This is a genomic window from Rahnella sp. NRRL B-41462 (assembly GCF_003263525.1).
In the GTDB taxonomy this organism is placed as follows: domain Bacteria; phylum Pseudomonadota; class Gammaproteobacteria; order Enterobacterales; family Enterobacteriaceae; genus Rahnella; species Rahnella aceris.
Map to the genome: position 1 here is coordinate 1 of NZ_JYDF01000009.1, position 25,777 is coordinate 25,777.

Annotated in this window: 22 protein-coding genes, 1 pseudogene and 1 riboswitch; of the genes and pseudogenes, 16 read left to right on the forward strand and 7 right to left on the reverse strand. The window is 51.9% G+C overall.

Features of this window, described 5'->3' with window-relative positions; translation table 11 throughout:
• The 10 genes from UC14_RS02625 to UC14_RS02670 all read left to right on the forward strand — a co-directional run.
• Positions 1 to 402 (forward strand): winged helix-turn-helix domain-containing protein (locus UC14_RS02625; RefSeq protein WP_198670048.1); only part of this gene is annotated, 402 nt, incomplete at its 5' end.
• Between the two features lie 154 nt (positions 403 to 556).
• On the forward strand, positions 557 to 904 hold the full coding sequence (locus UC14_RS02630; RefSeq protein ID WP_013574406.1) for a YegP family protein: 348 nt from the start codon (positions 557 to 559) through the stop codon (positions 902 to 904).
• A gap of 186 nt (positions 905 to 1,090) precedes the next feature.
• Positions 1,091 to 2,476: a tRNA 5-hydroxyuridine modification protein YegQ gene (gene yegQ, locus UC14_RS02635; protein WP_013574405.1), complete on the forward strand. Its 1,386-nt coding sequence runs from the start codon at positions 1,091 to 1,093 to the stop codon at positions 2,474 to 2,476.
• A 369-nt stretch (positions 2,477 to 2,845) separates the two neighbouring features.
• The gene (yegS, locus tag UC14_RS02640; protein WP_112151272.1) at positions 2,846 to 3,733 is read left to right on the forward strand and encodes a lipid kinase YegS; all 888 of its coding nucleotides are present in this window, start codon (positions 2,846 to 2,848) and stop codon (positions 3,731 to 3,733) included.
• 245 nt (positions 3,734 to 3,978) lie between these two features.
• The gene (locus tag UC14_RS02645; protein ID WP_112197182.1) at positions 3,979 to 5,541 is read left to right on the forward strand and encodes an MFS transporter; all 1,563 of its coding nucleotides are present in this window, start codon (positions 3,979 to 3,981) and stop codon (positions 5,539 to 5,541) included.
• The gene (gene yiaK / locus UC14_RS02650; protein WP_112197183.1) at positions 5,528 to 6,541 is read left to right on the forward strand and encodes a 3-dehydro-L-gulonate 2-dehydrogenase; all 1,014 of its coding nucleotides are present in this window, start codon (positions 5,528 to 5,530) and stop codon (positions 6,539 to 6,541) included. Before UC14_RS02645 ends, yiaK begins: the two co-directional genes overlap by 14 nt.
• 191 nt (positions 6,542 to 6,732) lie before the next feature.
• Complete coding sequence (manD, locus tag UC14_RS02655; protein WP_013574401.1) at positions 6,733 to 7,947, forward strand: D-mannonate dehydratase ManD; 1,215 nt, start codon at positions 6,733 to 6,735, stop codon at positions 7,945 to 7,947.
• Positions 7,948 to 7,958: 11 nt separating this feature from the next.
• Positions 7,959 to 8,972 carry a Zn-dependent oxidoreductase gene (locus tag UC14_RS02660; protein WP_112197184.1) on the forward strand — a complete coding sequence of 338 codons (1,014 nt, stop codon included), beginning with the start codon at positions 7,959 to 7,961 and terminating at the stop codon, positions 8,970 to 8,972.
• Between the two features lie 124 nt (positions 8,973 to 9,096).
• On the forward strand, positions 9,097 to 10,386 hold the full coding sequence (locus UC14_RS02665) for an MFS transporter (protein WP_015689485.1): 1,290 nt from the start codon (positions 9,097 to 9,099) through the stop codon (positions 10,384 to 10,386).
• A gap of 277 nt (positions 10,387 to 10,663) precedes the next feature.
• Positions 10,664 to 11,218 carry a chorismate mutase gene (locus tag UC14_RS02670; RefSeq protein WP_112151278.1) on the forward strand — a complete coding sequence of 185 codons (555 nt, stop codon included), beginning with the start codon at positions 10,664 to 10,666 and terminating at the stop codon, positions 11,216 to 11,218.
• Between the two features lie 5 nt (positions 11,219 to 11,223).
• Here UC14_RS02670 and UC14_RS02675 read toward each other — a convergent pair whose 3' ends face one another.
• Positions 11,224 to 13,197 carry a glycoside hydrolase family 127 protein gene (locus UC14_RS02675; protein ID WP_112197185.1) on the reverse strand — a complete coding sequence of 658 codons (1,974 nt, stop codon included), beginning with the start codon at positions 13,195 to 13,197 and terminating at the stop codon, positions 11,224 to 11,226.
• Between the two features lie 23 nt (positions 13,198 to 13,220).
• Positions 13,221 to 14,630 carry an MFS transporter gene (locus UC14_RS02680; protein WP_015689482.1) on the reverse strand — a complete coding sequence of 470 codons (1,410 nt, stop codon included), beginning with the start codon at positions 14,628 to 14,630 and terminating at the stop codon, positions 13,221 to 13,223.
• A gap of 281 nt (positions 14,631 to 14,911) precedes the next feature.
• Between UC14_RS02680 and UC14_RS02685 the strand changes: the two genes are divergently transcribed.
• The 3 genes and pseudogenes from UC14_RS02685 (at position 14,912) to UC14_RS02695 (ending at position 17,486) form a co-directional block, all read left to right on the forward strand.
• The gene (locus UC14_RS02685) at positions 14,912 to 15,739 is read left to right on the forward strand and encodes an AraC family transcriptional regulator (RefSeq protein ID WP_198670049.1); all 828 of its coding nucleotides are present in this window, start codon (positions 14,912 to 14,914) and stop codon (positions 15,737 to 15,739) included.
• Between the two features lie 90 nt (positions 15,740 to 15,829).
• Positions 15,830 to 16,515, forward strand: a pseudogene (locus UC14_RS02690) (GntR family transcriptional regulator).
• A 122-nt stretch (positions 16,516 to 16,637) separates the two neighbouring features.
• Positions 16,638 to 17,486 carry a hypothetical protein gene (locus UC14_RS02695; protein WP_112197187.1) on the forward strand — a complete coding sequence of 283 codons (849 nt, stop codon included), beginning with the start codon at positions 16,638 to 16,640 and terminating at the stop codon, positions 17,484 to 17,486.
• Between the two features lie 7 nt (positions 17,487 to 17,493).
• Here the strand turns inward: UC14_RS02695 and thiD are convergent, their stop codons facing one another.
• Together thiD and thiM are read right to left on the reverse strand one after the other, a co-directional pair.
• Positions 17,494 to 18,294 (reverse strand): bifunctional hydroxymethylpyrimidine kinase/phosphomethylpyrimidine kinase, encoded by an 801-nt coding sequence (gene thiD / locus UC14_RS02700; protein WP_015689480.1) that lies wholly within the window; start codon positions 18,292 to 18,294, stop codon positions 17,494 to 17,496.
• Positions 18,291 to 19,100, reverse strand: a complete 810-nt coding sequence (gene thiM / locus UC14_RS02705) for a hydroxyethylthiazole kinase (protein ID WP_112197188.1) — start codon at positions 19,098 to 19,100, stop codon at positions 18,291 to 18,293. Before thiM ends, thiD begins: the two co-directional genes overlap by 4 nt.
• Before the next feature lie 34 nt (positions 19,101 to 19,134).
• Positions 19,135 to 19,233, reverse strand: a riboswitch (TPP riboswitch).
• A 153-nt stretch (positions 19,234 to 19,386) separates the two neighbouring features.
• On the opposite strand from thiM, the gene UC14_RS02710 reads away from it, so the two are divergent.
• Complete coding sequence (locus UC14_RS02710; protein WP_013574390.1) at positions 19,387 to 19,821, forward strand: GNAT family N-acetyltransferase; 435 nt, start codon at positions 19,387 to 19,389, stop codon at positions 19,819 to 19,821.
• A 139-nt stretch (positions 19,822 to 19,960) separates the two neighbouring features.
• Positions 19,961 to 20,620 (forward strand): DUF3313 domain-containing protein, encoded by a 660-nt coding sequence (locus UC14_RS02715; RefSeq protein WP_013574389.1) that lies wholly within the window; start codon positions 19,961 to 19,963, stop codon positions 20,618 to 20,620.
• Between the two features lie 51 nt (positions 20,621 to 20,671).
• On the opposite strand, the gene UC14_RS02720 is transcribed toward UC14_RS02715, so the two are convergent.
• Complete coding sequence (locus UC14_RS02720; protein ID WP_013574388.1) at positions 20,672 to 21,565, reverse strand: LysR family transcriptional regulator; 894 nt, start codon at positions 21,563 to 21,565, stop codon at positions 20,672 to 20,674.
• 85 nt (positions 21,566 to 21,650) lie between these two features.
• Here UC14_RS02720 and UC14_RS02725 point away from each other — a divergent pair, with 85 nt between their 5' ends.
• Positions 21,651 to 22,424 carry an NAD(P)H-dependent oxidoreductase gene (locus tag UC14_RS02725; protein WP_013574387.1) on the forward strand — a complete coding sequence of 258 codons (774 nt, stop codon included), beginning with the start codon at positions 21,651 to 21,653 and terminating at the stop codon, positions 22,422 to 22,424.
• Positions 22,425 to 22,542: 118 nt separating this feature from the next.
• Here UC14_RS02725 and UC14_RS02730 read toward each other — a convergent pair whose 3' ends face one another.
• Complete coding sequence (locus tag UC14_RS02730) at positions 22,543 to 23,877, reverse strand: bifunctional diguanylate cyclase/phosphodiesterase (RefSeq protein ID WP_013574386.1); 1,335 nt, start codon at positions 23,875 to 23,877, stop codon at positions 22,543 to 22,545.
• A 254-nt stretch (positions 23,878 to 24,131) separates the two neighbouring features.
• Positions 24,132 to 25,709 carry a glutamine-hydrolyzing GMP synthase gene (guaA, locus tag UC14_RS02735; protein ID WP_013574385.1) on the reverse strand — a complete coding sequence of 526 codons (1,578 nt, stop codon included), beginning with the start codon at positions 25,707 to 25,709 and terminating at the stop codon, positions 24,132 to 24,134.
• Positions 25,710 to 25,777: the final 68 nt, after the last annotated feature.

Below are 25,777 nucleotides of genomic sequence, written 5' to 3' on the forward strand. Positions count from 1 at the left end.
GATTACATTTGCAAGCCGTACAGCCCGCGGGAAGTGGTCGCGCGCGTGAAAGTGATCCTGCGCCGTTGTGTACGTCCGGGTGAGCACGTGGCAAAAGAAACCGGTCTGCATATTGATGAAGCCCGCTTTCAGGCGACATTCCAGGGGCACGAACTGGAGCTGACGCCAGCGGAATTCCGCCTGCTGAAAACCCTGTCCGTCAAACCGGGTTACGTTTTTACCCGCGAAGTGCTGCTCAATAATCTCTACGACGATTACCGCGTTGTGACCGATCGCACCATCGACAGCCACATCAAAAATCTGCGTCGCAAACTCGAATCACTGGACGGCGAAAAGGCGTTTATCCGCGCGGTATACGGCGTCGGTTACCGCTGGGAAGCGGAGCCCTGCCATTTGGTTTAACGCGCTTCTGGCCGGCAATTGAGTTTTGTAAAGTTGCTGAAAGTCTGTCGGCCAGTTCACATTTCATGCCTTAAATTTCTCCTGTCTCCGCGAAAAAGTTTCCTTTAACTACACTTATCTCTGGAAAATAACCCCTCTGATGGAGATTACCTTTATGGCTAATGGTCACTATGATCTGAAAAAAGCGAAGAATGGACAGTTTCACTTTAACCTGAAGGCCGGGAACGGAGAGATTATCCTCACCAGTGAAATGTATGCCAGCAAAGCCTCGGCCGAAAACGGCATTTCATCGGTTCAAACCAACGCACCTGACGAAGCGCAGTACGAAGTCAAACCCTCGAAAGACGGCCAGTTCTACTTTGTGCTGAAAGCAAAAAATCATCAGGTGATCGGCGTGAGCGAAATGTACTCCACGGAAAGTGCATCGAAGAAAGGCGTTCAGTCGGTCGTGAAAAACGGTACCAGTACCGATATCCGTGATCTTACCCAGCAAACCGCCTGACCTGATTGTCCTGAGGCTGCCACATTCCCTGTTGTAGCCTCAGGATGCAAAAATTGATCTGCCCCCGTAAAACCTCAAATACCCACACGAACTGGCTGCTTTTGATCAACTCAGACGTTACAATTCCGACCTTTCGTCGCCCCGCATCCGGGACGGCCCTGACTTGTGATCAGACTGAGATTGACTATGTTTACCCGCGATTCTTTTGTTCCGGAACTGCTGTCCCCTGCCGGCTCCCTGAAAAACATGCGTTACGCTTTTGCTTACGGTGCCGATGCAGTTTATGCCGGTCAGCCGCGCTACAGCCTGCGCGTACGTAATAACGAATTTAACCACCAGAATCTGGAGACCGGCATCAACGAAGCCCATGCTCTGGGTAAAAAATTCTATGTGGTAGTGAATATCGCACCCCATAACGCCAAGCTGAAAACCTTTATCCGTGATTTACAGCCGGTCATCGATATGGGGCCGGATGCCCTGATTATGTCCGATCCTGGCCTTATCATGATGGTGCGGGAAGCGTTTCCGCAGATGGATATTCACCTGTCGGTGCAGGCCAACGCCGTTAACTGGGCGACAGTAAAATTCTGGAAACAAATGGGGCTGACGCGAGTGATTTTATCCCGCGAATTGTCGCTGGAAGAGATCGCTGAAATCCGCGCTCAGGTGCCGGACATGGAAATCGAAATCTTCGTGCACGGCGCACTGTGCATGGCGTATTCAGGCCGCTGCCTGCTTTCCGGTTACATCAATAAACGCGATCCCAATCAGGGAACCTGCACCAACGCCTGTCGTTGGGAATATAAGGTTCAGGAAGGCAAAGAAGACGCCATCGGCAATATCGTGCATCAGTACGAGCCAATCCCCGTTCAACAGGTTGAAGCCGCCGAACCGACATTAGGCATCGGCCAGCCGACGGATAGAGTCTTTATGCTGGAAGAAGCGATGCGTCCGGGCGAATATATGAGTGCGTTTGAAGACGAACACGGCACTTATATTATGAATTCCAAGGATCTGCGGGCGATACAGCACGTGGAAACCCTGACCAAAATGGGTGTGCACTCGCTTAAAATCGAAGGCCGTACCAAATCCTTCTACTATTGCGCCCGCACCGCACAGGTTTATCGCCGCGCCATTGACGATGCAGTCGCCGGAAAACCTTTTGACCCGACTCTGCTTTCAACGCTGGAAGGCCTGGCGCATCGCGGTTACACCGAAGGTTTCCTGCGCCGTCATACGCATGACGCACAACAGAACTACGAATACGGTTTCTCCGTCAGCGACCGCCAGCAGTTTGTCGGTGAATTCACCGGTAACCGTAAGGATGGTTGGGCAGAAATCGACGTGAAAAATAAGTTCAGCGTCGGCGACAGTGTGGAAATGATGACGCCGCAGGGTAACGTTCAGTTCACACTGGAAGCGCTGCGCAACAAAAAAGGTCAGCCGACCGACGTGGCGCCGGGTAATGGCCACTTCGTATATGTCGCGTTGCCGGAAGATGTCAGCCTGGAATTCGCTATTTTGTTGCGTAATCTGGAAGAAACCGACACCCGGAATCCGCATTCAAAATAAGGAATTCTTCGAAAACAAGAATTCGATCACATCTATTTTTAGGGTGGCTGGTTAATATGCATTCGCAATTTACTTCGAATGCAAAATAAAGCACCGGACTATACCAGGAACCACCTCCTTGGCCAGCTCAATCTCCCTTGAGCTGGCTTTTCTTTTGGTATTCGGGCAATTCTCTGTTCTCCCATTCAGTGAACAAATAACCTCTTTCCGCCCTCAAAATAAAAAATCATTTGCAGATAAATAAGTGTTTTATTGAATGACTTTAACTGCAATTATTTAATACCAGAAAGAATGCTTCACTGATTTATCCGATAGCCAAATACGGTCATAATCATCTATTGTTGTTATGTATAGATAAAAGGAGCGTACATGACCACAGCACTGCTGATTTTAAATGGAAAAGGTGCAGCCATCGAAGAACTGCGCGAAGCGGTGAACGCGCTGCGTGCCGAAGGCGTGAAGCTGGAAGTACGGGTCACCTGGGAATACGGTGATGCCGCACGTTACGTCGCTGAAGCCATAGAACTGGGCTGTGAAACCGTGATCGCCGGTGGAGGTGATGGCACCATTAACGAAGTGGCAGGTACGCTGGCGCAAATTGACGGTGTCAGACCTGTACTGGGGATTGTGCCACTGGGGACGGCGAACGATTTCGCCACCGCCTGCGGTATTCCCCCGACGCCGGAACAGGCGTTACAACTGGCGGTAAAAGGCCGGGCCGTCGATATTGATCTGGCATGCGTCAACAGCCAGCATTTCTTCATCAACATGGCGACCGGCGGCTTTGGGACGCGTATCACTACGGAAACACCGGAAAAACTGAAAGCAGCTCTGGGTGGTGTTTCCTATTTCATCCACGGACTTTTACGCCTGGATACGCTCAAAGCTGACCGCTGCGAAATTAAAGGCCCTGATTTTCAGTGGGAAGGCGATGCGCTGGTTATCGGCATCGGTAACGGCCGACAGGCCGGTGGCGGGCAACAAATTTGCCCGGACGCGCTGATCAACGACGGCCTGTTGCAGCTACGCCTTCTGACATCAGAAGAGCTGCTGCCTTCATTCCTGCGCAGTCTGCTCAGCAATGAAGAAAATAAAAACATCCTTTCTGCCAGTCTGCCGTGGCTCGAAATCACCGCGCCGCACGACATGACCTTCAACCTCGACGGCGAACCGCTGACCGGCAAACAGTTCCGTATCGAAGTGTTGCCTGATGCCATCCAGTGCCGCTTACCCCCTCAGTGCGAACTGCTCGGCTGATATTACCCCTTCTCATTGTTCATTCTCTGTACTGTGATCCATCTTGCAGTACAGAGGAATTCTGCCCTTATTTTTGTGATCCCATCCGATAAAACCCACTTCACATACTTGTATGGTAGAGGTGCATTACCTAATTTTAATCTGCCGATGTCGCTGAATAATTCATTCATGAATTTTTTGCGGGCAAAAACGACGTATTTCTTTTTACGACTCTTATTTATCCGGTGACGGAATGCAGGGGTAGTATGATTAATCACGATAAAGAAAGACCGATATCGGTAAAAAATATGCTGGCTTACGGCGGAGGAGATTTCTTCGGCGGCGGTTGTTTTGCGGTTTTGGGTCTGTGGATAATGTTTTTCTATACTACCTATGCAGGATTAAGCCCCGCAGAGGCCGGTGCCGTTATTGCGACAGCACGTCTGCTGGATGCTTTTTTCGATCCGCTTATGGGGTATGTCACGGATAATTTCTATCGTAATCCGCTGGGTAAAAAATACGGCCGCCGCGGTTTCTTCTTCTTATTTGGTGCTCCGCTGATTATGGTGACCTACATTATTATGTGGGTCAGCGGCATGGGATTCTGGTACTACATTTTCACTTATATTCTATTCTATGCTGCTTATACGCTGGCAATTGTGCCTTATGAAACACTGGCAGCGGAAATGACATCCAGTTTTAAAATGCGCACCAAACTGACCGGCGTCAGAATGTTCTTCTCTACCGGTGCCGCGATATTAGCGGCCTGGTTACCCGGCCGGATCATTGCCTATCTCGGTGAAGATTCATCGTCATCATTTCTGATTATGGGGGTGATTTTTGGCGTGCTGTTTGCCGTGGTGATCCTGATGCTTTACTTCTACACCTGGGAGCGTCCGATCCCGGTTGACGTCGCTGCACCAAAACTTTCTTTCCGCCGTGACATGAAACATCTGTTTAAATCACTGATTTCGACAATGAAAGTCCGCACCTTCCGTCAGCATGTCGGGATGTATCTTGGCGGTTATGTCGCCCTCGACGTGCTCGGTGCGGTGCTGGCCTACTACATTATTTTTGTCCTCGGGCAAAACGCCGTGACCGCGTCGAATGCCATGACGTTAATGACTCTGGTGCAGTTTGTCTGCGTCGCCTTGTTTATTTTCCTGTGTATGAAATTAGGCAACGGGGCTTCTTACCGCATCGCACAGCTATTTATGCTGGGCAGTGTCGGGTTATTTTTAGCCATTCATTTATTACAATTGCCTTTTAATATGGCGCTGCTTTATCTCTCCGTCATTTTAATGGGCGTTGGCCGTTCGGGTACCAGTTATGTTTGCTGGAATATCTACAGCTTTATTCCCGATGTGGATGAAATGCTGACCGGAAAACGGCGCGAAGGGATATTCGCCGGGGTAATGACATTTGTACGCAAAGCCGTTCAGGCGGTGGCGTTATTTGGAGTTGGCCTGTTATTACAGCATTACGGATTTACACCGAAAAGCGCAACGCAACCGGTCGAAGCTGTTTACGGCATCACGCTGGTATTTGGCGCAGGTTCCGTCATTTTCCTGCTGGTAGGGTTATACAGCTCAATGAAATTCCGTCTCACCCGACATAACCATGCGTTGCTGGTCAGTGAAATTGAGCGGCTGAAAGCCGGCGGCAGTAAATACGATGTTACACCAGAAGCCCGTTTAGTTGCCGAGCAACTTACCGGCTGGCCATACGAAAAATGTTGGGGTGATAATAATATTCTTATCCAGACAGAAGAATTATCCCCTCTGACGCCTGATGATCTCTCAACCGGAGCCAACCATGCCAAGAATTGAATTCAGCATGATGCAACAGACCATCTTCCGCGCCCTGCAAAAAGCCGGTCTGGATGAAGAAAGCGCACATACCTGTGCACAAATCCACACAGAGTCCAGTTGCGACGGCATTTCATCCCATGGGCTGAACCGTGTGGCGCGCTTTGTCGATTACGTTAAAAAAGGCTGGATTGATATTCATGCCAAACCAGCGCTGGAAAAATCTCTTGGTGCCATCGCCATCTACAACGGTAACCGCGGGATCGGCATTACCAACGCCCTGTTTGCCGTCGAAAAAGCGGCGGAGATGGCAAAAGAATACGGCGTCGGCATTGTCGCACTGAAAAACAGCAGCCACTGGATGCGTGGCGGAAGTTATGGCTGGCATGCGGCAAAACAAGGCATGGCGGCGATTTGCTGGACGAATACTGAATCCTGTATGCCTGCGTGGGGCGGCAAAAACCCCCGCGTGGGCAACAACCCGTTCGTGATGGCCGTGCCCCGGGCCAAAGGCCCGATCGTGCTGGATATGGCGATGTCACAATATTCCTACGGTAAATTGCAGGTCACGCGGCTGAAAAAGGAAAAACTGCCGTTCCCCGGCGGCTACGATAAAGAGGGGAATCTCACAGACGATCCTGGCCCAATCGAGGCCTCCATGCGTATTTTACCGACGGGTTACTGGAAAGGCTCCGGCCTGGCAATTGTGCTCGATGCTATGGCCGCGCTGTTATCTGCCGGATCGCCCACCAATGAGATCGACAAAATAGGCAAAGGCAGTTGTACCGGCGCCAGCCAGATTTTTATGGTGTTTGACCCGACACAACTCGGTGGTGCCGAATTCACCGAACGCATGGCCGACAGCGTTGCAGACTATGTGAATCAGTCCGACCCCGCAGAAAACAGCCACGATGTCCGTTATCCGGGCCAGACTGCCGCTTCCAACCGCGAAGAAAACCGACGTTTGGGCATCCCGGTCGATGAAGCCGTATGGGATGAAGTGGTACGGCTGGCGGAATAGTTCCCGCTCTTTCACGTCAAATCACGCCTGTTAATAGCAGGCGTTTTGTTTTTAATCCCCGCAACATTTCCCTCACAAAGTGTGATCCTCTCCGGCAAAAAACGATAAACATACTTGTATGGTAGTTAGGATAAGGCGTATTTATAACCACAGAAAATGCATCCTACTTTTACTGCAGAAGGTCGTAACCGATGAAAATCGTGAATGCTGAAGTTTTTGTCACTTGTCCGGGACGCAACTTTGTTACGTTGAAAATCACCACTGACAGCGGACTGACTGGCATTGGTGATGCCACGCTGAACGGCCGCGAGTTACCGGTCGCGTCATATCTGAAAGATCATGTGTGTCCGCAACTGATTGGCCGTGATGCGCATCAGATTGAAGACATCTGGCAGTTTTTCTACAAAGGCGCTTACTGGCGTCGCGGCCCGGTCACTATGTCGGCGATTTCTGCCGTGGACATGGCGTTATGGGACATCAAAGCCAAAGCCGCCAACATGCCGTTGTACCAGTTGCTCGGCGGCGCATCCCGCACCGGCGTCATGGTTTACTGCCACACCACCGGCCATTCCATTGATGAAGTGCTCGACGATTACGCCAAACATAAAGAGCTCGGTTTCAAGGCGATCCGCGCACAATGCGGTGTTCCGGGCATGAAAACGACTTACGGCATGGCGAAAGGCAAAGGTCTGGCCTACGAACCGGCGACGAAAGGTAACTGGCCGGAAGAGCAGTTGTGGTCGACGGAAAAATACCTCGATTTCACGCCAAAACTGTTCGAAGCCGTGCGTGATAAATTCGGTTTCGACGAACATCTGCTGCACGACATGCACCACCGTCTGACGCCCATCGAAGCAGCGCGCTTTGGCAAAAGCATCGAAGAATATCGCCTGTTCTGGATGGAGGATCCGACCCCCGCTGAGAATCAGGAATGCTTCCGTTTGATCCGCCAGCACACAGTCACACCCATTGCAGTCGGCGAAGTGTTCAACAGTATCTGGGATTGCAAACAGCTTATCGAAGAACAGCTTATCGACTATATCCGCACCACACTGACGCACGCTGGCGGCATCACCGGCATGCGCCGCATCGCTGATTTCGCTTCGTTGTATCAGGTGCGTACCGGTTCCCACGGCCCTTCTGACCTTTCGCCGATTTGTATGGCCGCAGCCCTGCACTTCGACCTGTGGGTGCCGAACTTCGGCGTGCAGGAATACATGGGTTATTCCGAGCAAATGCTGGAAGTCTTCCCGCATAACTGGACGTTCGACAACGGCTACATGCACCCGGGCGAAAAACCGGGGCTGGGCATTGAGTTTGACGAAAAGCTGGCCGCGAAATATCCGTACGAACCGGCGTATCTGCCGGTGGCCCGTCTGGAAGACGGCACTTTGTGGAACTGGTGAGGGAGCGAAAAATGAACAGTGTCGTTATTCAGAAACCTGGAAAGTTAGTCATCGAGCAACGTGCTTTGCCGGTACCTGCCGCCGGTGAGGTACGAGTTCGGGTCAGTCACGCGGGCATCTGTGGTTCAGATGTTCATATTTATCACGGTCACAATCCGTTTGCGAAATATCCACGGGTAATCGGCCATGAGTTTTTCGGCCACATCGACAGCGTCGGTGAAGGCGTAGACGTCAAACGTATCGGCGAGCGCGTGGTTATCGATCCGGTCGTCAGCTGTGGACATTGTTATCCGTGCTCGATTGGCCGCCCGAATGTCTGTGCAGAACTGCAGGTTATCGGCGTCCACCGCGACGGCGGTTTCAGTGATTACGCCTGTGCGCCAGCGAAAAACGCTTATGTGGTGCCGGAAATAATCCCGGACAGACTCGCCAGTATGGTCGAGCCGTTTACTATCGCGGCCAATATCACGGCGTTTCTACAACCGACGCCGCAGGATACCGCGCTGATATACGGCGCCGGCCCGATGGGGCTGACGGTGATTCAGGTGCTGAAAGGCGTTTATGGTGTGCAGAAAGTGATTGTCGCTGACCGTATCGACGAACGGTTGCAGATGGCGCAGGCCAGCGGCGCAGACTGGATCATCAACAATAGCGAACGCAGCGTGGCTGATGAACTGGCCGCTGAAGGTGTGCGACCAACGCTCATCGTCGATGCCGCCTGCCATCCGGCGATTTTGCAGGAAGCTATTCTGCTGGCGTCTCCGGCAGCACGTATCGGTATGATGGGTTTCTCCGGCGAGCCCAGCCTGGTCACGCAGCAAAGCATTACCAGCAAAGAGATTTCACTGTTTTCTTCACGCCTGAACAGTCACCGGTTCCCCCAGGTGATTGAATGGATGGAGCAGGGAAAAATCGCACCCGAAAAACTGGTGACGCACTGGATGCCCGTCAGCGAAGTGGAAGCGGCATTAACGTTGTTTGAGAAAGATCAGCGTTCCTGCTGCAAGGTTTTACTGACATTCTGATTTTTTGATTTTTTTTTATAAAAGACGGGAAGATTTCAAATATCTTCCCGCCTCCCGTACCTCATATTCTACCTATAAAAACGCAACACTATTAAAACGACACCTACAAGTGGAGCATACATTTATGTTTAAGAACCTACGCTGGATCATCGTATTCTTGCTGTTCTTGGTTTACATGATCAATTACCTCGACCGCGTTGCGCTGTCGATTACTGTGCCTATGATAGAAAAAGAACTGACCATTAACCCCGAACAATTCGGCATGATATTTGGCAGTTTCTTCTTTGGTTACGCGATATTTAACTTTATCGGTGGCCTGGCCGTGGATAAATTCGGTCCGACGCTGGTAATGGGATTAGCCGTCGGCTTATGGTCAGTATTTTGCGGCATGACCGCTATCGCGACCGGTTTTTATTCCATGCTTATTTTACGGGTATTATTCGGCATGGCCGAAGGACCGATCTGCGCCTCAGCAAATAAGATGATTAACGGCTGGTTCCCGAAGAAACAGGCGGCAACCGCGATGGGCTTGCTCAGCGCCGGTTCTCCCCTCGGCGGTGCAGTGGCCGGGCCGATTGTCGGGTATCTGGCGATTTCCTTCGGCTGGCGTCCGGCGTTTATGGTCATTGCCAGTATCGGGATCGTCTGGATGGTCGTGTGGTTCTTTACCGTTGCCGATAATCCGCTGAAAAGTAAACGCGTTTCACCGGAAGAATTGCGTTTAGTTGATGAAATGAAGAACGAGCATTTAAGCGAAGAAGAGAATATGGCGCAGGCCGCACATGGTCTGGGCTATTATTTACGTCAGCCGATTATTCTGGTTACGGCATTTGCGTTCTTCTGCTACAACTATATTTTATTTTTCTTCCTCAGCTGGTTCCCGGCTTACCTGGTTCAGGCACATGGCCTGAATATCAAAGAGATGAGTCTGACAACGGTTATTCCGTGGATTGTCGGTTTTGTCGGCCTGGCATTGGGCGGTTATATTTCTGATAAGATTTTCAATATTACCGGCCGTTTGTTATTGTCGCGTAAAATTATATTAGTGGTCAGCCTGTTAGCCGCGGCTATTTGTGTCGCCCTCGCCGGTATTGTCACCAGCGTGGTGCCGGCAGTCATTCTGATGTCAGTGTCTATTTTCTTCCTGTATACCACCGGTGCGATTTACTGGGCGATTATTCAGGATGTGGTGCATAAATCCCGCGTCGGCGGCACCAGCGGATTTATTCATCTGGTCGGCAGCGTCTCGGGCATCATTGGTCCGGTCGTGACGGGTTTCATTGTGCAAAACACCGGACGTTTTGACAGTGCCTTTATTCTCGCTGGTGGCGTCGCCGCACTGGGTGCAATGCTGGTGTTCTTCGTGATTAAACCGCCAAAACACCTGCCCGACTCCACTCTGTCTCACAACTGATATTCTGAATACCAATGCTGCTCCCTGCCACAGGGGAGCGGCATTTTTCCCTATTCGCTGATTGTAATCTTACATTAACGCGATGCCGTTCATTCCGGAAGCGCCCTTTCCGCCATCTGCACAATCTGTACCCGGTACGCCATGCTTGCCATACTGCCCATCACTCAAAAGCCGTCAGAGCACATTTCAGGCGTAATGCATGAATCTTTGTAACACTGCGGTATTATTTTAATGGCAAAGTAAATTCCTTATTCTTCCTGACGCAACTGAGGGTGTTATGGCTTATATCATGGTGTTTTTGTCTTCGTTATTTATGGTGGGCTCAGTTTATGCGGCATCGGTGCCGGCCACAGCGATCTCTTCTCTCACAACGGCGATGAACGAACGCATGGTGGATATGAAAGACGTGGCGGCTTATAAAGCGGCAAATCATTTACCGGTCGAAGATTTGGTGCGTGAAAAGAAGGTCCTCTCTCTCGCGCAGGCTGAAGCGGAAGAGGCAGGACTTGACCCGCACTCGGTGCTTCCTTTTATTCAGGCGCAGATGGACGTCGCCAAAGCTATCCAGTACCGCTATTTTGCTGACTGGTTATCGCAGCCCGATATGGGGGACAAACCGAAAAGCCTCGATAGGGTCAGGGACTCCATCTCTGCACAAGATAAGCAAATTTTGAGCGCCATTAGTCAGCGCCTGTTGGCCGGCGGGTTCAGTGAGGAAGATAAATCAGAGATTATGATTCTGCTGCATGCGCCGCAGCTAACCGAAGTGGATAAAGCGCGTCTGGTCCAGGGGTTATCCGGGATCAGACGCGTGAAACAGGCTGAAGGATGACGGTTTTATTCGTCCACCCAAACCCGCATCTCTCCTTCCCCACGATTCGCCCAGGTAAAGTACGGCACAAAGGTTATGGTTTGCGGTACCGTTTGTTGCGCTGGCGGATTGTAACGATACAGTGGCTGCTGACTGGCCTGAACGGATGTCCGGCGTTCGCCCTGTGTCTGCAATAAGGTTTTACCGGCGAACAATCCGCTGCCGGAAATCAGACGGAATTGCGCATCACCCGGCAGGCGGATGTTATGCAGTTCACTGCCGTTGTCAGCCTGCTCAAGGCAATACACCAGCGGCCCGCGCTGCACTGCCACTTTCCCCGCAACATGCCGCAACAGCGCGTTGCCTTTCACCCGCATCACCGGCATCGGCAGCATCATTTCAATGCGATCGCCTTTCTGCCATTCCTGCGTCAAACGCAAATATCCACGTTGCGTCAGGCTGGTCAGTTCAAGCGGATTGCCATTGAGCGTGACCTGCGGACTGGCGCACCAGTCAGGTAAACGCAGCGCCAGCGTGGCTTCCAGTGGCTGATCGTTATCGATTTCAATCAGCACGCCTTCTGCCCACGGATAACCGCCGGACTGTTTCAGTCGCAACGCCTTTCCGCCGATGGTCGCTTCGACATCACTGCCGATATACAGATTGATATCCACACCGTCCGGACGCTGGGTATAGATGTAATGGCCGAGCGACGCCAGCAGACGCGCAATATTCGGCGGACAGCAGGCACAGCCGAACCAGCGCTGACGCACCGGTTTTACGTGGTCATAAATATGGTTGAACGGAATGCTTTTCGGATGCACTTCCAGAGGATTCACATAAAAAAAATGTTTGCCGTCGAGCGCCATACCGGCCAGCACAGTGTTATAAAGCGCACGCTCCATCACATCGGCATAACGGCTGTCAGAATCCATCTGCAGCATACGGTTGGCAAACATCATCAGGCCAATCGATGCACAGGTTTCGGTGTAAGCCGTGTCGTTGGGTAAATCATAGTCGGAAGAAAACGCCTCACCGCTGCTTTGCGAGCCGATTGAACCGGTGATGTACATCTGCCGCTGGGTCATGTTTTCCCACAATCGCTGGCACACCTCGCGTTTTTCCTGATCCTGACTCAACCGCGCCAGATGCGCCACACCGGCATACAGATACACAAAACGCACCGCGTGCCCGATGGCCGTTGTCTGCAAAGCCACCGGTACATGCGCCTGACTGTAGGCCTTATCTTTCACCATCCATGCCGGACCGTAAGTATTCCAGTGCGAGGTTTTTCCACGTTTTTCATATTCGATATCGTAGAAATGCGGCTGTGTGCCGCGCTGTTCAACAAAATAGCGGGTCAGTTCGAGATATCGCGTTTCGGCGGTTTGTTCATACAAACGCATCAGCGCCAGTTCAATTTCCGGATGCCCCGGATAGCCATGCAGTTGCTGTTCGCCCGGCCCGAAAACGTCTGCAATGTGATCCGCCAGTTTGCAGACAATCTCGAGTAACCGGGTTTTGCCGGTCGCCTGCGCATAGGCCACACCCGCTTCAATCAGATGTCCGGCGCAGTAAAGTTCGTGACATTCAGCCAGATTGGCCCAGCGTTGTTGCGGCTCTTTGACGGTGAAATACGTGTTCAGATAGCCGTCAGGTTGCTGCACCGCGCCGACCAGCTCGATCACCTGATCCGCCGTTGCTTCCAGCGCAGGATCCGGCGTTTTCGCCAGCAAATACCCCACCGCTTCCAGCCATTTAGCCACGTCGCTGTCCTGAAAAACCATGCCATAAAACTCGCCATCGCTTTGCCCGGCGGCAATCCGGAAATTTTCAATCGCATGGCTTGGTTCGGCGTCGGCGACGTCATCGTTGAGCGCTTTCCACTGATACGGCACCACCACATCTTTCACCAGTCGCTGATATTCCAGCCAGAACGCATCGGAAACATTCACTTTTTGCAAAGGCACTTCTAAAGAATCAACCGGAGAAAACGGCATACAACCTCCTGAAAAACAGTAAATTAGATTTTTGCGGCCAAATCGTGCGACATCCGCGACAGCAATTTGTTATCGAGTTTGCAAAACATCAGCGTTCCCGCCAGCAGCAGATGCATCGCCGCAGGCAACAATGTTTCCAGCAAAGTGATCCCGCCGAGCGACGCTGCAGTCTGATGCTCTGCGCCAGCCTGATAAGAGACCAGAATGAAGACCAGGCTGATGATCCCGGCACTTGATGCCCAGGCCAGTTTGATAAAGAACAAATTGAAGGCAAAGTTCATGCCGGAGGAACGGATACCATTTTTCCAGTGCCCGTAATCGTCGGCGAACGCCATGATGGAAAAGTGCAGAGGCAAGGTGAACCCGAGGATCACACAGTGTACAAAGATGATACCCAGCCACAGCGTCTGATAATGTTCACCGGCAGGGACAAACCACAGCATCAGGGAAAACACCGCCAGTACCAGATTAGTCAACATATACAGCCGCACGCTGTCGATAAATTTGGTCAGCTGATTGACGATCACCGCGCCAAGAATGGATGCCAGCGTTACCATGCCGAAGAACATAGAGGCGTAGCCCGCCCCGCCTTTCAGCACATAAGTGATGAAATACATGTAGCCGCCGCCACGCAGATTGAACACGTTGATCAGCAGGAAAGACATCAGTAAAACCAGCAGCAACTGATCGTTTTTCAGCATCCCGCGAATGTGTTCCTTAACGCTGAATTGCCCGAGCAGTGCAAGGGGCAGGCGTTCGCGTACCGTGAAGAAGCACCACAGGAACATCACCACAGCAACCGCGCAAAGCAACCCTACGCCCTGCTGATATCCCACCGCCGCATTGCCTTTACCCAACACCTGCACCAGCCACGGCAGCCCGACGGAAACCATAAAGCCCGCCACGCCGCACAGTACAAAGCGCCACGACTGACAAGACATCACTTCGCGATGATCAGTGGTCATGGTGTTAATCAGCGCGCAGTACGGCACGTTGATTGCCGTATAGGACACGGAGAGCAGGAAATAGGTGAAGAAGGCGTAGGCAATTTTGGCATCGCCACTCAGGCCGGGTACCGTAAAAGTGAGAAATCCGACCACGCCAATAGGCAACGCGATCCATAACTGCCAGGGACGAAAACGTCCCCAGCGGCTTTGCGTGCGGTCAGCCAGAATGCCCATCAGCGGATCGGAAATCGCGTCAATCACACGCAGCGAAATAAACAGCGTACCGACAATCGCAGGTGTCAGCCCGAAAACATCGGTATAAAAGAATGTCAGAAAACTGGTGATAAGACAGGTAATTATCGTGCCACCGGCATCACCTAATCCATAACCGATTTTTTCACTGACAGAAAGTTTGGCATTAGCAGAAAGTATTCTGTCCTCACCGTTTACCGGTGCAGAGCCTGTATTAACTGAATCTGTTGGCATTATCTTTCCTCGCTTTTATATCGTTATTTATAAGCTGTAGGAACACAATGAATAAGGCTAATTATTCGTATCAGCCCTGAGATGAAATAAGGTACGCCATAAATCTGGCATAGGGTTCTCATGCCAACAAGAGGAGAGAAAAGTAGTTAAACGGGACAATTCCGACTCACACCCAGAATCTGTGAAGCAGATCAAAACCTCTTCATGCCCGGCTGGTGGTGCACGTTTCCTGTGCTACTGTCAGGCAAAACTTGCCTGATGAGTGCCTTAAAATGCCTGAAATGCTCGCGTTCTCCGTAAATTACCCGGTTAAAGTGCAAAACGGTGGCCTGTTCATTTCCAGAGGAATTGGCACACATCCGACCCGACGTCTGAGTTCGCACGAATTAATTTATGTCGTCCGTGGCTCGTTGTCTTTACAGGAAGAAAATACGCGTTTTGATTTGCATACAGGAGAAAGTTTACTGTTATTTCCCGGCAGGGAACATAAAGGCGTCACAACCTTTGATCCCGATTTAAAATTTTACTGGCTGCATTTTGATATTGTGGAAGATATAGCAATCATTAAACCACAGCAAAATAGTCCCTCTTTACAGCTAAATATTCCACAGCATTGTAAAGTCAGGGACAGTGAACCCCTGTTAACGCTGTTCAGATTATTTTTATATGAACAGGAACGCGGCGGTAATTCTCTTGAGCTGTTCCTGATTTTGCTGTTAGAGGAAGTCTCGCGCGCCTGGCCGGAGAATGTCGAACCCGGCGGCCCCGGCGTGGCGCTGGCCTACAAAGCCCGTCAGCTGATCACAACACAGTTTCATCTGCCACTGGGGGCCTGTGAGCTGGCGCAGCGGCTGCACTGTAACGCCGATTATCTCGGGCGGGTTTTCCGCCTGACCTTTCAGATGACGCTGACGGATGCGCTGCATAAACAACGTGTCGCTGCAGCAGAAAAGCTGTTACTGGCCAATACCGGCAATGTGGCAGACGTGGCACGCCTGACGGGGTTTAACGATGTGGCGTATTTTCGCCGGGTATTTCGTAAACTGCTGGGTATCACACCCGCGGCCTATAAAAAGCTGTATTGCCGGGAGCATATAAACTCCCAATAATTTGATGAAAGCTTGCGCTAACAATCTCAAAAACATCAGAAAACTCATGTTAGTATTGTCGTTTCCCGACTTTAAAGACAACTTTTGCCCATGACAGACTCCTTTGAATTTCTCAGTAATGTGCCGGTTAATCAGCAGATTTATCGCACCTTGCGTCAGGACATCGTCACCTGTGCCATCGCGCCGGGGGCATTCCTGTCGGAGAAAGAAATTTCCACACGCTTTAATGTGTCCCGCCAGCCGGTTCGCGAAGCTTTTATCAAACTGGCCGAAGCCGGGCTGGTTCAGGTTTTACCGCAACGCGGCACCTATGTAATGAAAATTTCCTCCAAGCGGGTTGCCGACGGACGCTTCATTCGCGAAGCAGTCGAAACCGCCGTGGTACGCCGTGCAGCCATGGTCGCCACCGATAAAGATCTGGCCTTGCTCGAACATAATCTTGAGCGTCAGACGCTGGCGGCAAAGAGTCAGCAAACGCAGGAATTCCTGTTGCTGGATGATGAGTTCCACCGCACGATTGCGCAGATCATCGACTGCGCCTGGCATGGGAAACCGTCGAGCACATCAAAGCGACAATGGATCGCGTGCGCTTTTTGACACTCAGTAAAGTGTCACCGCCGGAAAATCTGATTGCACAACATTATGCGATTTTTGACGGGCTGAAAGCGCATGACCCGGACGCCGCTGAAAAAGCTATCCGCATTCATTTGCAGGAAATGATTTCCACCATTACCCCGATTGCTGAACAGAACAGTGACTGGTTTGATGCCGAGTAAGTAAAAGGACGTTGTAATACACAAACAGTGAACGACAGCGATCAAATTTTGCGGGTTATCCCTAAAATCTGTATGACAACTTGGTGTAAGCTGTAAACCACATCAATATCGTGGATACTTTTATGCCAGCCGCAGCCGCCCTGAAAAAAAGCTACTACAGTGCCGATCAGTCACTGTCCCTCTCCCAGCTCGATAACGAGAAAATCACCCAGATAGTTCATGATCTGGACGTGGCAGAAAGCGAAAAAGAACATTACGTCACGGGCTGGATGGGACAGAACAGCGTGGTACTGGTGAGAAATTATCAGGACAAACGGGGCACTTCCAGCGGCCTGGTGATGTCACGTGGCAACCGTTACAAACTCACCGTTCAGGCCATCACTTTCCGCATCCCCAAAGTGCTGCTGTGGGTCACATTCCGCCGTAAGCCCCGCACCATGACCGTTATTGCCTATAACAAGCTGGGTGAGCAGGCGACCGGCCTGCAACAGTTCATGCATGTGCAGGATCCTGAACTCAGGGAGAAACTGGAACAGGACTGGCGTGAACTGAACGATTATCTCGGCATGGCCTGCTGGCAGATGGATAACAACCGCCCGCAGTGGCGCCAGTTGTATGCGGATATCACGCCGCAAGCCCTCCTGACGCTGGCTGAATCACCGTGGTTCAGTGGCAAAAAACTGCAAAAGGATGGCGAATTTGAAGGGCTGTGGTCACACGGACAATTTATTGGCCGCCGCAGCGGTGAGCATGCGGCATTGCTGCTGTCGTGGCAGGACGAGGAGAACGACGATATTGCCAGCTATCTGTTTGAACGGATGTCAGCAACTAAAATCCGCGCCATGCTGCGCCCGCGTAAAGAAGAAAAATTCTATCCGCTGAACCCGTTTGATGCCGTTCATTTGCAACAGGCGCTGACGAAATTTCATCAGGTTGAACAGGCGCTGAGCGAAACCCAGCACCAGGCATAATCCGCGGTTACCACCAGCGGTGGAAATGATGCACAGGCCCGATACCGTGGCCGACTTCCAGTGAGTCGGCCTGCATCAGCGCCTGCTGTAAATAGGCTTTGGCTTCTCGTACCGTATCGGCCCAGTTGTGATGACGCGGACGTAACGCGGCCAGCGCGGCCGACAGCGTGCAACCGGTGCCATGAGTATGTCGGGTATTCACACGCGGCGCAGTAAACCGCTCACGGGAACCGGTCACAAACAACCAGTCAGGGCTTTCCTCATCACTCAGATGTCCCCCTTTCATCAGCACGGCACCACATCCCATCGCCAGTAAGGCTTCTCCCTGCTCACGCATTTCGGTTTCATTCGCCGCCACCGCACAGTCCAGTAACGCCGCCGCTTCGGGCAGATTTGGCGTAATAATGGAAGCCTGCGGGATCAGCAAACGACGCACGGCATCCACGGCCTCCGGCAGCAGTAACGGATCGCCACTTTTCGCCAGCATCACGGTATCCAGCACCACAAACGGCGGCTGATAATGTCTGAGTCGCTCCGCAACCGCCTCCACAATCTGACTGTTCGCCAGCATGCCGATTTTCGCACTGTCGATCCGCACATCGCTCAGTACGGAATCGAGCTGCGCTGAAACGAAACCGGGCTCAATGTTATAGACCGACTGCACACCACGGGTGTTCTGCGCCACCAGCGCGGTGATCACACTGGTGCCGTACGCACCCAGCGCCGAGAAGGTTTTCAAATCCGCCTGGATCCCCGCCCCGCCACTCGGATCTGTGCCTGCAATCGTCAGTGCATTAATACGTTTCATTGTATTTCCTCGCCATTCAGCCATTCCTCGCCCATTAAATACAGATTATCGAGGTATTCAGGCGTGAAACTGCCCGGCCCCTTCACGACCGCACAGGCGCGCTCGCCGGCACAGGACATCACCCGGCAGGCGGCGGCCACGTTATCCAGGCGATCACCCGGCAAAGCCACAAAGGCCGCCACCACCGCAGATAATGCGCATCCGGTACCCACCACGCGGGTCATCATCGGATGTCCGCCAGCCACCGCCCAACTGCGCATCCCGTCGGTGACGTAATCGGTTTCACCCGTCACAGCCACTACCGCGCCGGTCTCCCGCGCCAGTTGCTGTGCGGCAGGTAAGGCAGAAAGGGAATCATCACCGCTGTCCACGCCGCGCCCGGACGCACTGAGGCCGCTGAGAGCCAGGATTTCCGAGGCATTACCGCGGATTGCGGCAGGTTTAAGTGTGATGATTTCACGACAGAATTCTGTACGCCAGCTCAGACCGCCGACAGCAACCGGATCCAGCACCCAGGGCTTTCCGGCCTGAGTGGCTGCGTGAATAGCCGCCCGCATCGCATCGGCATGGGGATGTGTCAGCGTGCCGACGTTCACCAATAAGGCATCGGCAATGGCGCCAAATTGCGCCGCTTCGGCGGGATCAACCACCATCGCCGGAGATGCACCCAGCGCCAGCAGGACATTGGCGGTAAAAGATTGCACCACGTCGTTGGTCAGGCAGTGAACCAGCGGCGCTGAAAGGCGGAGTTGTTTGAGAGAAGTGGCGGCTAAGGCGCCGGGCAAGAAGGTAGGTCGGGTATTCATAAATCTCCCCACCGGCACTCAGGAAGGCGGTATCAGGAGAGATACCTGACTTCCCTACGCTGGCATAATCCAGATCAGGTAATACGGGTAAAATCTCAGCCCTGCTTTGCAGCGGGCACCCCGAGTCAAGGGAACATTATTGGCGGCGGAGGTCAGAAGATCAATCAGGAAATGCGTTAAAAAAACCGATCAGCCAACGTAATTGAACTCACTCCGCTTCACTGGCAGTATCAGGAAACAGACATGAACAACACACGTTGATGAAAAATTTCCTCAGGAGTTTTACTTGTCCTCATCACTTATTGTCCGTCCTTATGAAGAAGCAGACCGCCCGTTTTTACGCACGTTGTATCTGGCCTCACGCAAGCATACCTGGACATGGCTGGAAGACGATTTTCAGCTGGAAGATTTTGACCGCGCAGTGATCGGCGAGACGATTCTGGTGGCAGAACGTGACGGACATTTACTGGGATTCGCCTCAATTTTCACTCAGGAAAATTTCCTGCATAACCTGTTTGTTGATCCGCAATATCAGGGAACCGGCGCAGGTTCAGCATTGCTTCAGGCTGCGGAAGAAACGTTTACCCGTCAGGGGTCGTTGAAATGTTTAGTAAAGAGTAAAAAATCAGTCGCTTTTTATCTGTCAAAAGGCTGGAACATCATCTCTACGGGGGACAGTCCAAAAGGTGAATACTATTTGTTTCATTCATCAAAAAAATAATTAAGGAAGAAATGATTACCTCACAGAACCGTATTTTCGCGATCCTGATGAATATCAATTTTTCTTTGTCGTTAAGAGGTTAAATTCCGCAGCGGTGCTATACATACTTGGTCTTCCTTAAAATATTTCGAGGGTACGAATGAAAACAATAAAACTGATGCAGATCGCCGCAGTGACTGGCGCACTGTTCCTGGCCGGTTGTACCAGCCACATTACCAAGACGGAAAAATACTCAGGTTTTTTAGGCGATTATTCCGGCCTTAAGGAAGTGAAAACGGCTGGGGGAAATCCGGTTCTGCGCTGGATCGATCCTTCGTTTAAGAAAGAAAATTATTCTTACATCAAATACGAACCGATTAAATTCTACCCGGAACCGCAGCCTACGGCGCAGATCGACAAAACCACCTTGCAGGGGGTGCTGGATTACGCCAACAGCCGCATGAAACCTGCACTGGCAGAGCGCCTGCCACTGACAGATCACGCAGGGCCGCGCACATTGATTTTCAAAGGTGCGATCACCGGTGTGAACACGTCGGCAGAAGGTTTGCAGTTCTATGAAGTCGTCCCGGTCGCGCTGGTTATTGCCGGAACTCAAACCGCGACAGGCCACCGCACGCGTGACACTGAAGTGTATTTCGAAGGTGAGCTGATCGACGCCAGTACTGGCAAACCGGTGATCAAAGTCGTGCGTAAAGGATTCGGTAAACAAGTTTCTAATGATAAACAGAAAGTTACCGCCAACGATTTAAAAGTTGTGGTAGATAGCCTGGCGAATGATACCAAGCTGTTCAACGAATAAGTTCCGGTTTTCCGCACCGTCAGACACAGGCAGTCGTAAGGCTGCCTTTTTTCAGACTGAATCAGCGATAAACTCACGCAGCCACTGATGTGCAGGATCACGATGAGCGCGCTCGTGCCAGACCATGTACATCTCGAACCCCGAAACATCCAGCGGCGGTGTAGTAACCTGCAAAGCAGGATTTCCACGTACCAGACGTTCCGGCAACATCGCCACCAGATCAGTGGTCATCAGCACCTGAACGACAAACAGGAAATGCGGCACTGACATGACGACGCGGCGCGATAATCCAGTGGCCGCCAGCGCGATGTCGGTATTGCCATAGAAACCCCCACCATCAGGTGAAACGATCACATGTTCCAGTGCGCAAAACGCTGAACGCGATATCTCGCCTTTAACCTGCGGATGTCTTTTTCTGCTCACCAAAACATAACGTTCAGCAAACAATAATCGGCTGTGCAGGCCATTCATCACCGCCTCGCCGGTATGGAATGCGAGATCCAGCGTACCCTGCTCCATTTTGCGGATAATCCGCGCAGGTGACGTTTCAAAAATAGCCAGCCGTGCAGAAGGTGCGGCTCTACGTAATGCCCGTAACGCGGGCAGCACAATGGTCGATTCGCCATAATCTGCCGCCCCCAGATTCCAGGTATTCTTTGCCGTCGAGGGGTCAAACACTTCACCCGCAGACACGGCCTGCTCCAGCGCGGCCAGTGCCCGTCGCAGCGGCTCACGTAATTCATCAGCACGCGCGGTCGGCCGCATCCCCCGTGGTCCCGGCAGCAGCAAAGGGTCATCAAAAAATTCCCGCAACTTCGCGAGCTGAACGCTGACTGAAGGTTGTGAAAGATTACGGCGTTGCGCCGTACGCGTGACGTTTTGCTCGGCGAGCAGGACATCCAGCGTCAGCAACAAATTGAGATCCAAACGGCCGAAATTACTCATCGCTATACCTGCTATATGATCAATTCATTTCAACTATACCTGACAACAACCTACTCTGCGTTTACCACTTAGCGGAGAATTCGTCATGAATGTATTGATCGTCTATGCCCACCCTGAATCACAATCACTGAACGGCTCGCTGAAAGATTTTGCGGTCAGTCATTTGCAGGCCGCCGGGCACAATGTGCAGATATCGGATTTGTATGCCATGCAATGGAAAGCCGCGCTGGATGCCGGAGATAACACCGAGCCTTCACCAGGGCCTTTTCAACCTTCGCAGGATTCACAGCGCGCTTACCAGAATGGCACGCAAAGCCATGACATTGCCGCCGAACAGGAAAAATTACAGTGGGCTGATACCGTGATATTTCAGTTCCCGCTATGGTGGTTTTCAATGCCCGCGATTATGAAAGGCTGGGTGGAACGCGTTTATGCCTACGGATTTGCTTACGGCGTCGGTGAACATTCCGACACGCACTGGGGCGACCGTTACGGAGAAGGCAAAATGGCCGGTAAACGCGCCATGCTGATGGTCACGACCGGTGGCTGGGAACCGCATTACAGTGCGCGTGGGATTAATGGCCCTATCGACGAGCTGCTGTTCCCGATCCATCACGGCATCCTGCACTATCCGGGCTTCAGCGTACTGCCGCCGCTGGTGTTCTACCGCACCGGACGCATGGATGAAACCCGCTATGCGCAAATTTGCGCGGAGATGTCTCACCGGCTGGATACATTAGAAAGCGCGACACCCATTTCATTCCGCCAGCAGAATGGCGGCGATTACGCTATTCCGTCACTGATATTGAAACCGGAAATTGCGCCGGAGAAAAATGGGTTTGCGGCGCATTTGAAATAACGATCTGAGAGAATTTCAGGCATAAAAAATGCCAGTGGATAATTTAATCACACTGGCGTTTTGTGGATTTTAAATAGCAGATGTCTCTAAAACTTATTCCCATTTGATCGCTATTTTCTCAATGCGCTTTGCCGTTTTTGGCTAAATACATGGCGTTGTCGGCATATTCGAGAAGCTGACGTTCATCGTTACCATGCTCCGGATAGAGTGCGATTCCGATACTGGGCGTGATGGTCAAACTGTGGCCTTCCAGGGTAAAAGGAGGATTGAAAGCGTCACGGATTTTTTCTGCTACCCGAGCAGACGCGGGTAAGGAAACCCCCTGAAGCAAAACCACAAACTCATCGCCGCCGACACGAGCGACGGTGTCCGATTCGCGCACACACAACTTCAGGCGCGCAGCGGCCCCCTGCAGCAGTAAATCCCCAATACCATGGCCAAGCGTATCGTTAACCTGTTTAAATTTGTCGAGATCAATGTACAACAGCGACAACTGACCTTGCTCCCGACGTGCTGTTGAGAGCGCGACTTTCAGGCGGTCATGCAAAAAACCCCGGTTCGGGAGGTCGGTCAGTGGATCATACTGCGCCATATACTGCAGCCGAGCCTGCATTTGCTGACGCTCAATGACAGTCGCAATTTGAGTCGAAACGAACTGCAGTAACTCCTGATCCTGTTCGTTGTAGCACACACCCCCCGGGTAGCTTTTGACCATAAGCACGCCAATCGTGCCCTTATGCGACTTGAGCGGAACACCCAGCCAGCAGAATGGATTCATGCCAAAAGAGACCCGCAATTCTTCCATGCGGGCAACCATCGTTTCAGGTGTGAGCAGCAGCGGCAGACCGGTATGAATAATCTCTGCGTAGAACGTACCTGGGATCAGGGTAAAGGGGTCTGGCCTCGGCAGAAACTGATCCACATGATAAGGGAAGCTAAGTTTACCGGTTTCATCATCGTAGAGCGTCACCGAGAAATTATCGACGGGCAGCAGCGTGCCGACGATCTCATGAATACGCTGGAATAACTTGAGTAAATCTTCGGCGGTATGTGCAGCTTCAGAAATAGAATAAAGCGCAGACTGCAACAATTCGGATCGTTTGCGTTCGGTAATATCTCGGGCAACCCCAATGCGCAATTGATCAGCCGGTGACCAGCGTGCCGTCCACATGATGTTGACTACTTGTCCATTCTTATGAATGTAACGGTTCTCAAAATGAAACTGAGGATTGCCAGACATGATCCCCACCACCGAGTTTCGGGTTATTTCCCGATCTTCAGGCAGCATCATGTCAAACATGTTTTTGCCGATCATTTCTTTCGGCGTATAGCCAAAAATACGTTCGCATGATGCGCTCGCAAAAACGATATTGGCATGGGCATCAACCGCAAAAACAGCATCCATCATGAGATCAATAAAACTGGCCAACGGCGCGTGAGGATTCGATTCCATAGAGAAACTATAAGGCCTGAATATAAGAGTGAGTACGACTACCTTTACGATAGATATCCGTCGTCCATTAGCACTGCATCGTTTTGCACCACCGGTTAAAGATAGTACAGGTACAGTTGAATAAACTCAGGAAAGAATCACATGATAAAGTTGAAACGGCCGTTTGATATCTGACAGATATCAAAAAGCCCGCAGTTACGCGGGCTTAGAGGTACTTTACTGCTTTTACGTGCAGGCTGTTGCCAGACGCGAAATCATTCCCACTCAATCGTTGCCGGTGGTTTGCCCGAGATATCATAGACAACGCGGGAGATACCGTCGACTTCGTTGATGATGCGATTGGAGCAGCGGCCAAGGAAATCGTACGGCAGGTGTGCCCAGTGCGCGGTCATGAAATCGATGGTTTCTACTGCACGCAGGGAAACGACCCAGTCGTATTTACGGCCATCGCCCATCACACCAACGGAGCGGACAGGCAGGAAGACGGTGAAGGCCTGGCTGACTTTGTTATACAGGTCGGCTTTATGCAGTTCTTCGATGAAGATAGCATCGGCGCGACGCAGCAGGTCGCAGTACTCTTTCTTCACTTCGCCCAGCACGCGAACGCCCAGACCCGGGCCCGGGAACGGGTGACGGTAAAGCATGTCATACGGCAGGCCGAGTTCCAGACCGATTTTACGTACTTCGTCTTTGAACAGTTCTTTCAGCGGCTCAACCAGACCCAGTTTCATTTCTTTCGGCAAACCGCCCACGTTGTGATGCGATTTGATCACGTGCGCTTTACCGGTGGCCGAGGCTGCGGATTCAATCACGTCAGGGTAGATGGTGCCCTGCGCCAGCCATTTCACTTCATCCTGCTTGCAGGCTTCTTCATCGAACACTTCAACAAAGACGCGGCCGATGATTTTACGTTTGGCCTCAGGTTCATCAACGCCTGCCAGCGCAGACAGGAAGCGCTCTTCCGCAGCGACATGAACGATGTTCAGACCGAAACGGTCACCGAACATTTCCAGCACCTGATCTGCTTCGTTAAGACGCAGCAGACCGTTATCGACGAATACGCAAGTCAGACGGTCGCCAATGGCGCGGTGCAGCAACATGGCGGTCACGGAAGAGTCAACGCCACCGGACAGGCCGAGGATCACATGATCGTCGCCAATCTGCACACGCAGACGTTCAACGGCATCTTCAATGATTTTTGCTGGCGTCCACAGTGCTTCGCACTCGCAGATATCCATGATGAAACGTTCAAGCATACGCAGGCCCTGACGGGTATGCGTCACTTCCGGGTGGAACTGCACACCGTAGAAGCGTTTTTCTTCGTTGGCCATAATGGCAAACGGGCAAGTCTCAGTGCTGGCAACGGTCACAAAATCAGACGGGATGGCCGTCACTTTATCGCCGTGGCTCATCCAGACGTCGAGCAACGGTTTGTTGTTCTCGCTCAGGGCATCCTGAATGTCACGGATCAGCGCACTTTCAGTCTGAACTTCAACCTGCGCATAACCAAATTCGCGCTCGTTAGAGCCTTCAACATGGCCGCCTAACTGCATCGCCATGGTTTGCATGCCGTAGCAGACGCCCAGAACCGGTACACCGGCTTCGAAGACATAGTCTGGTGCACGCGGGCTGTCATGCTCGGTGGTACTTTCCGGGCCGCCGGACAGGATGATCCCGTTCGGATTGAATTCGCGGATTTGGGCTTCGGTTACGTCCCAGGCCCAGAGTTCGCAATAGACACCCAGTTCACGCACGCGGCGCGCAACAAGTTGGGTGTACTGGGAGCCGAAATCGAGGATCAGGATACGGTGCTTGTGAATATTTTCGCTCATGAGGGGGCGTTTTCCAGAAAGCAATAAAAGCGTTAAAACAACAGGTTAAATTTTCTAACAATCTTAAA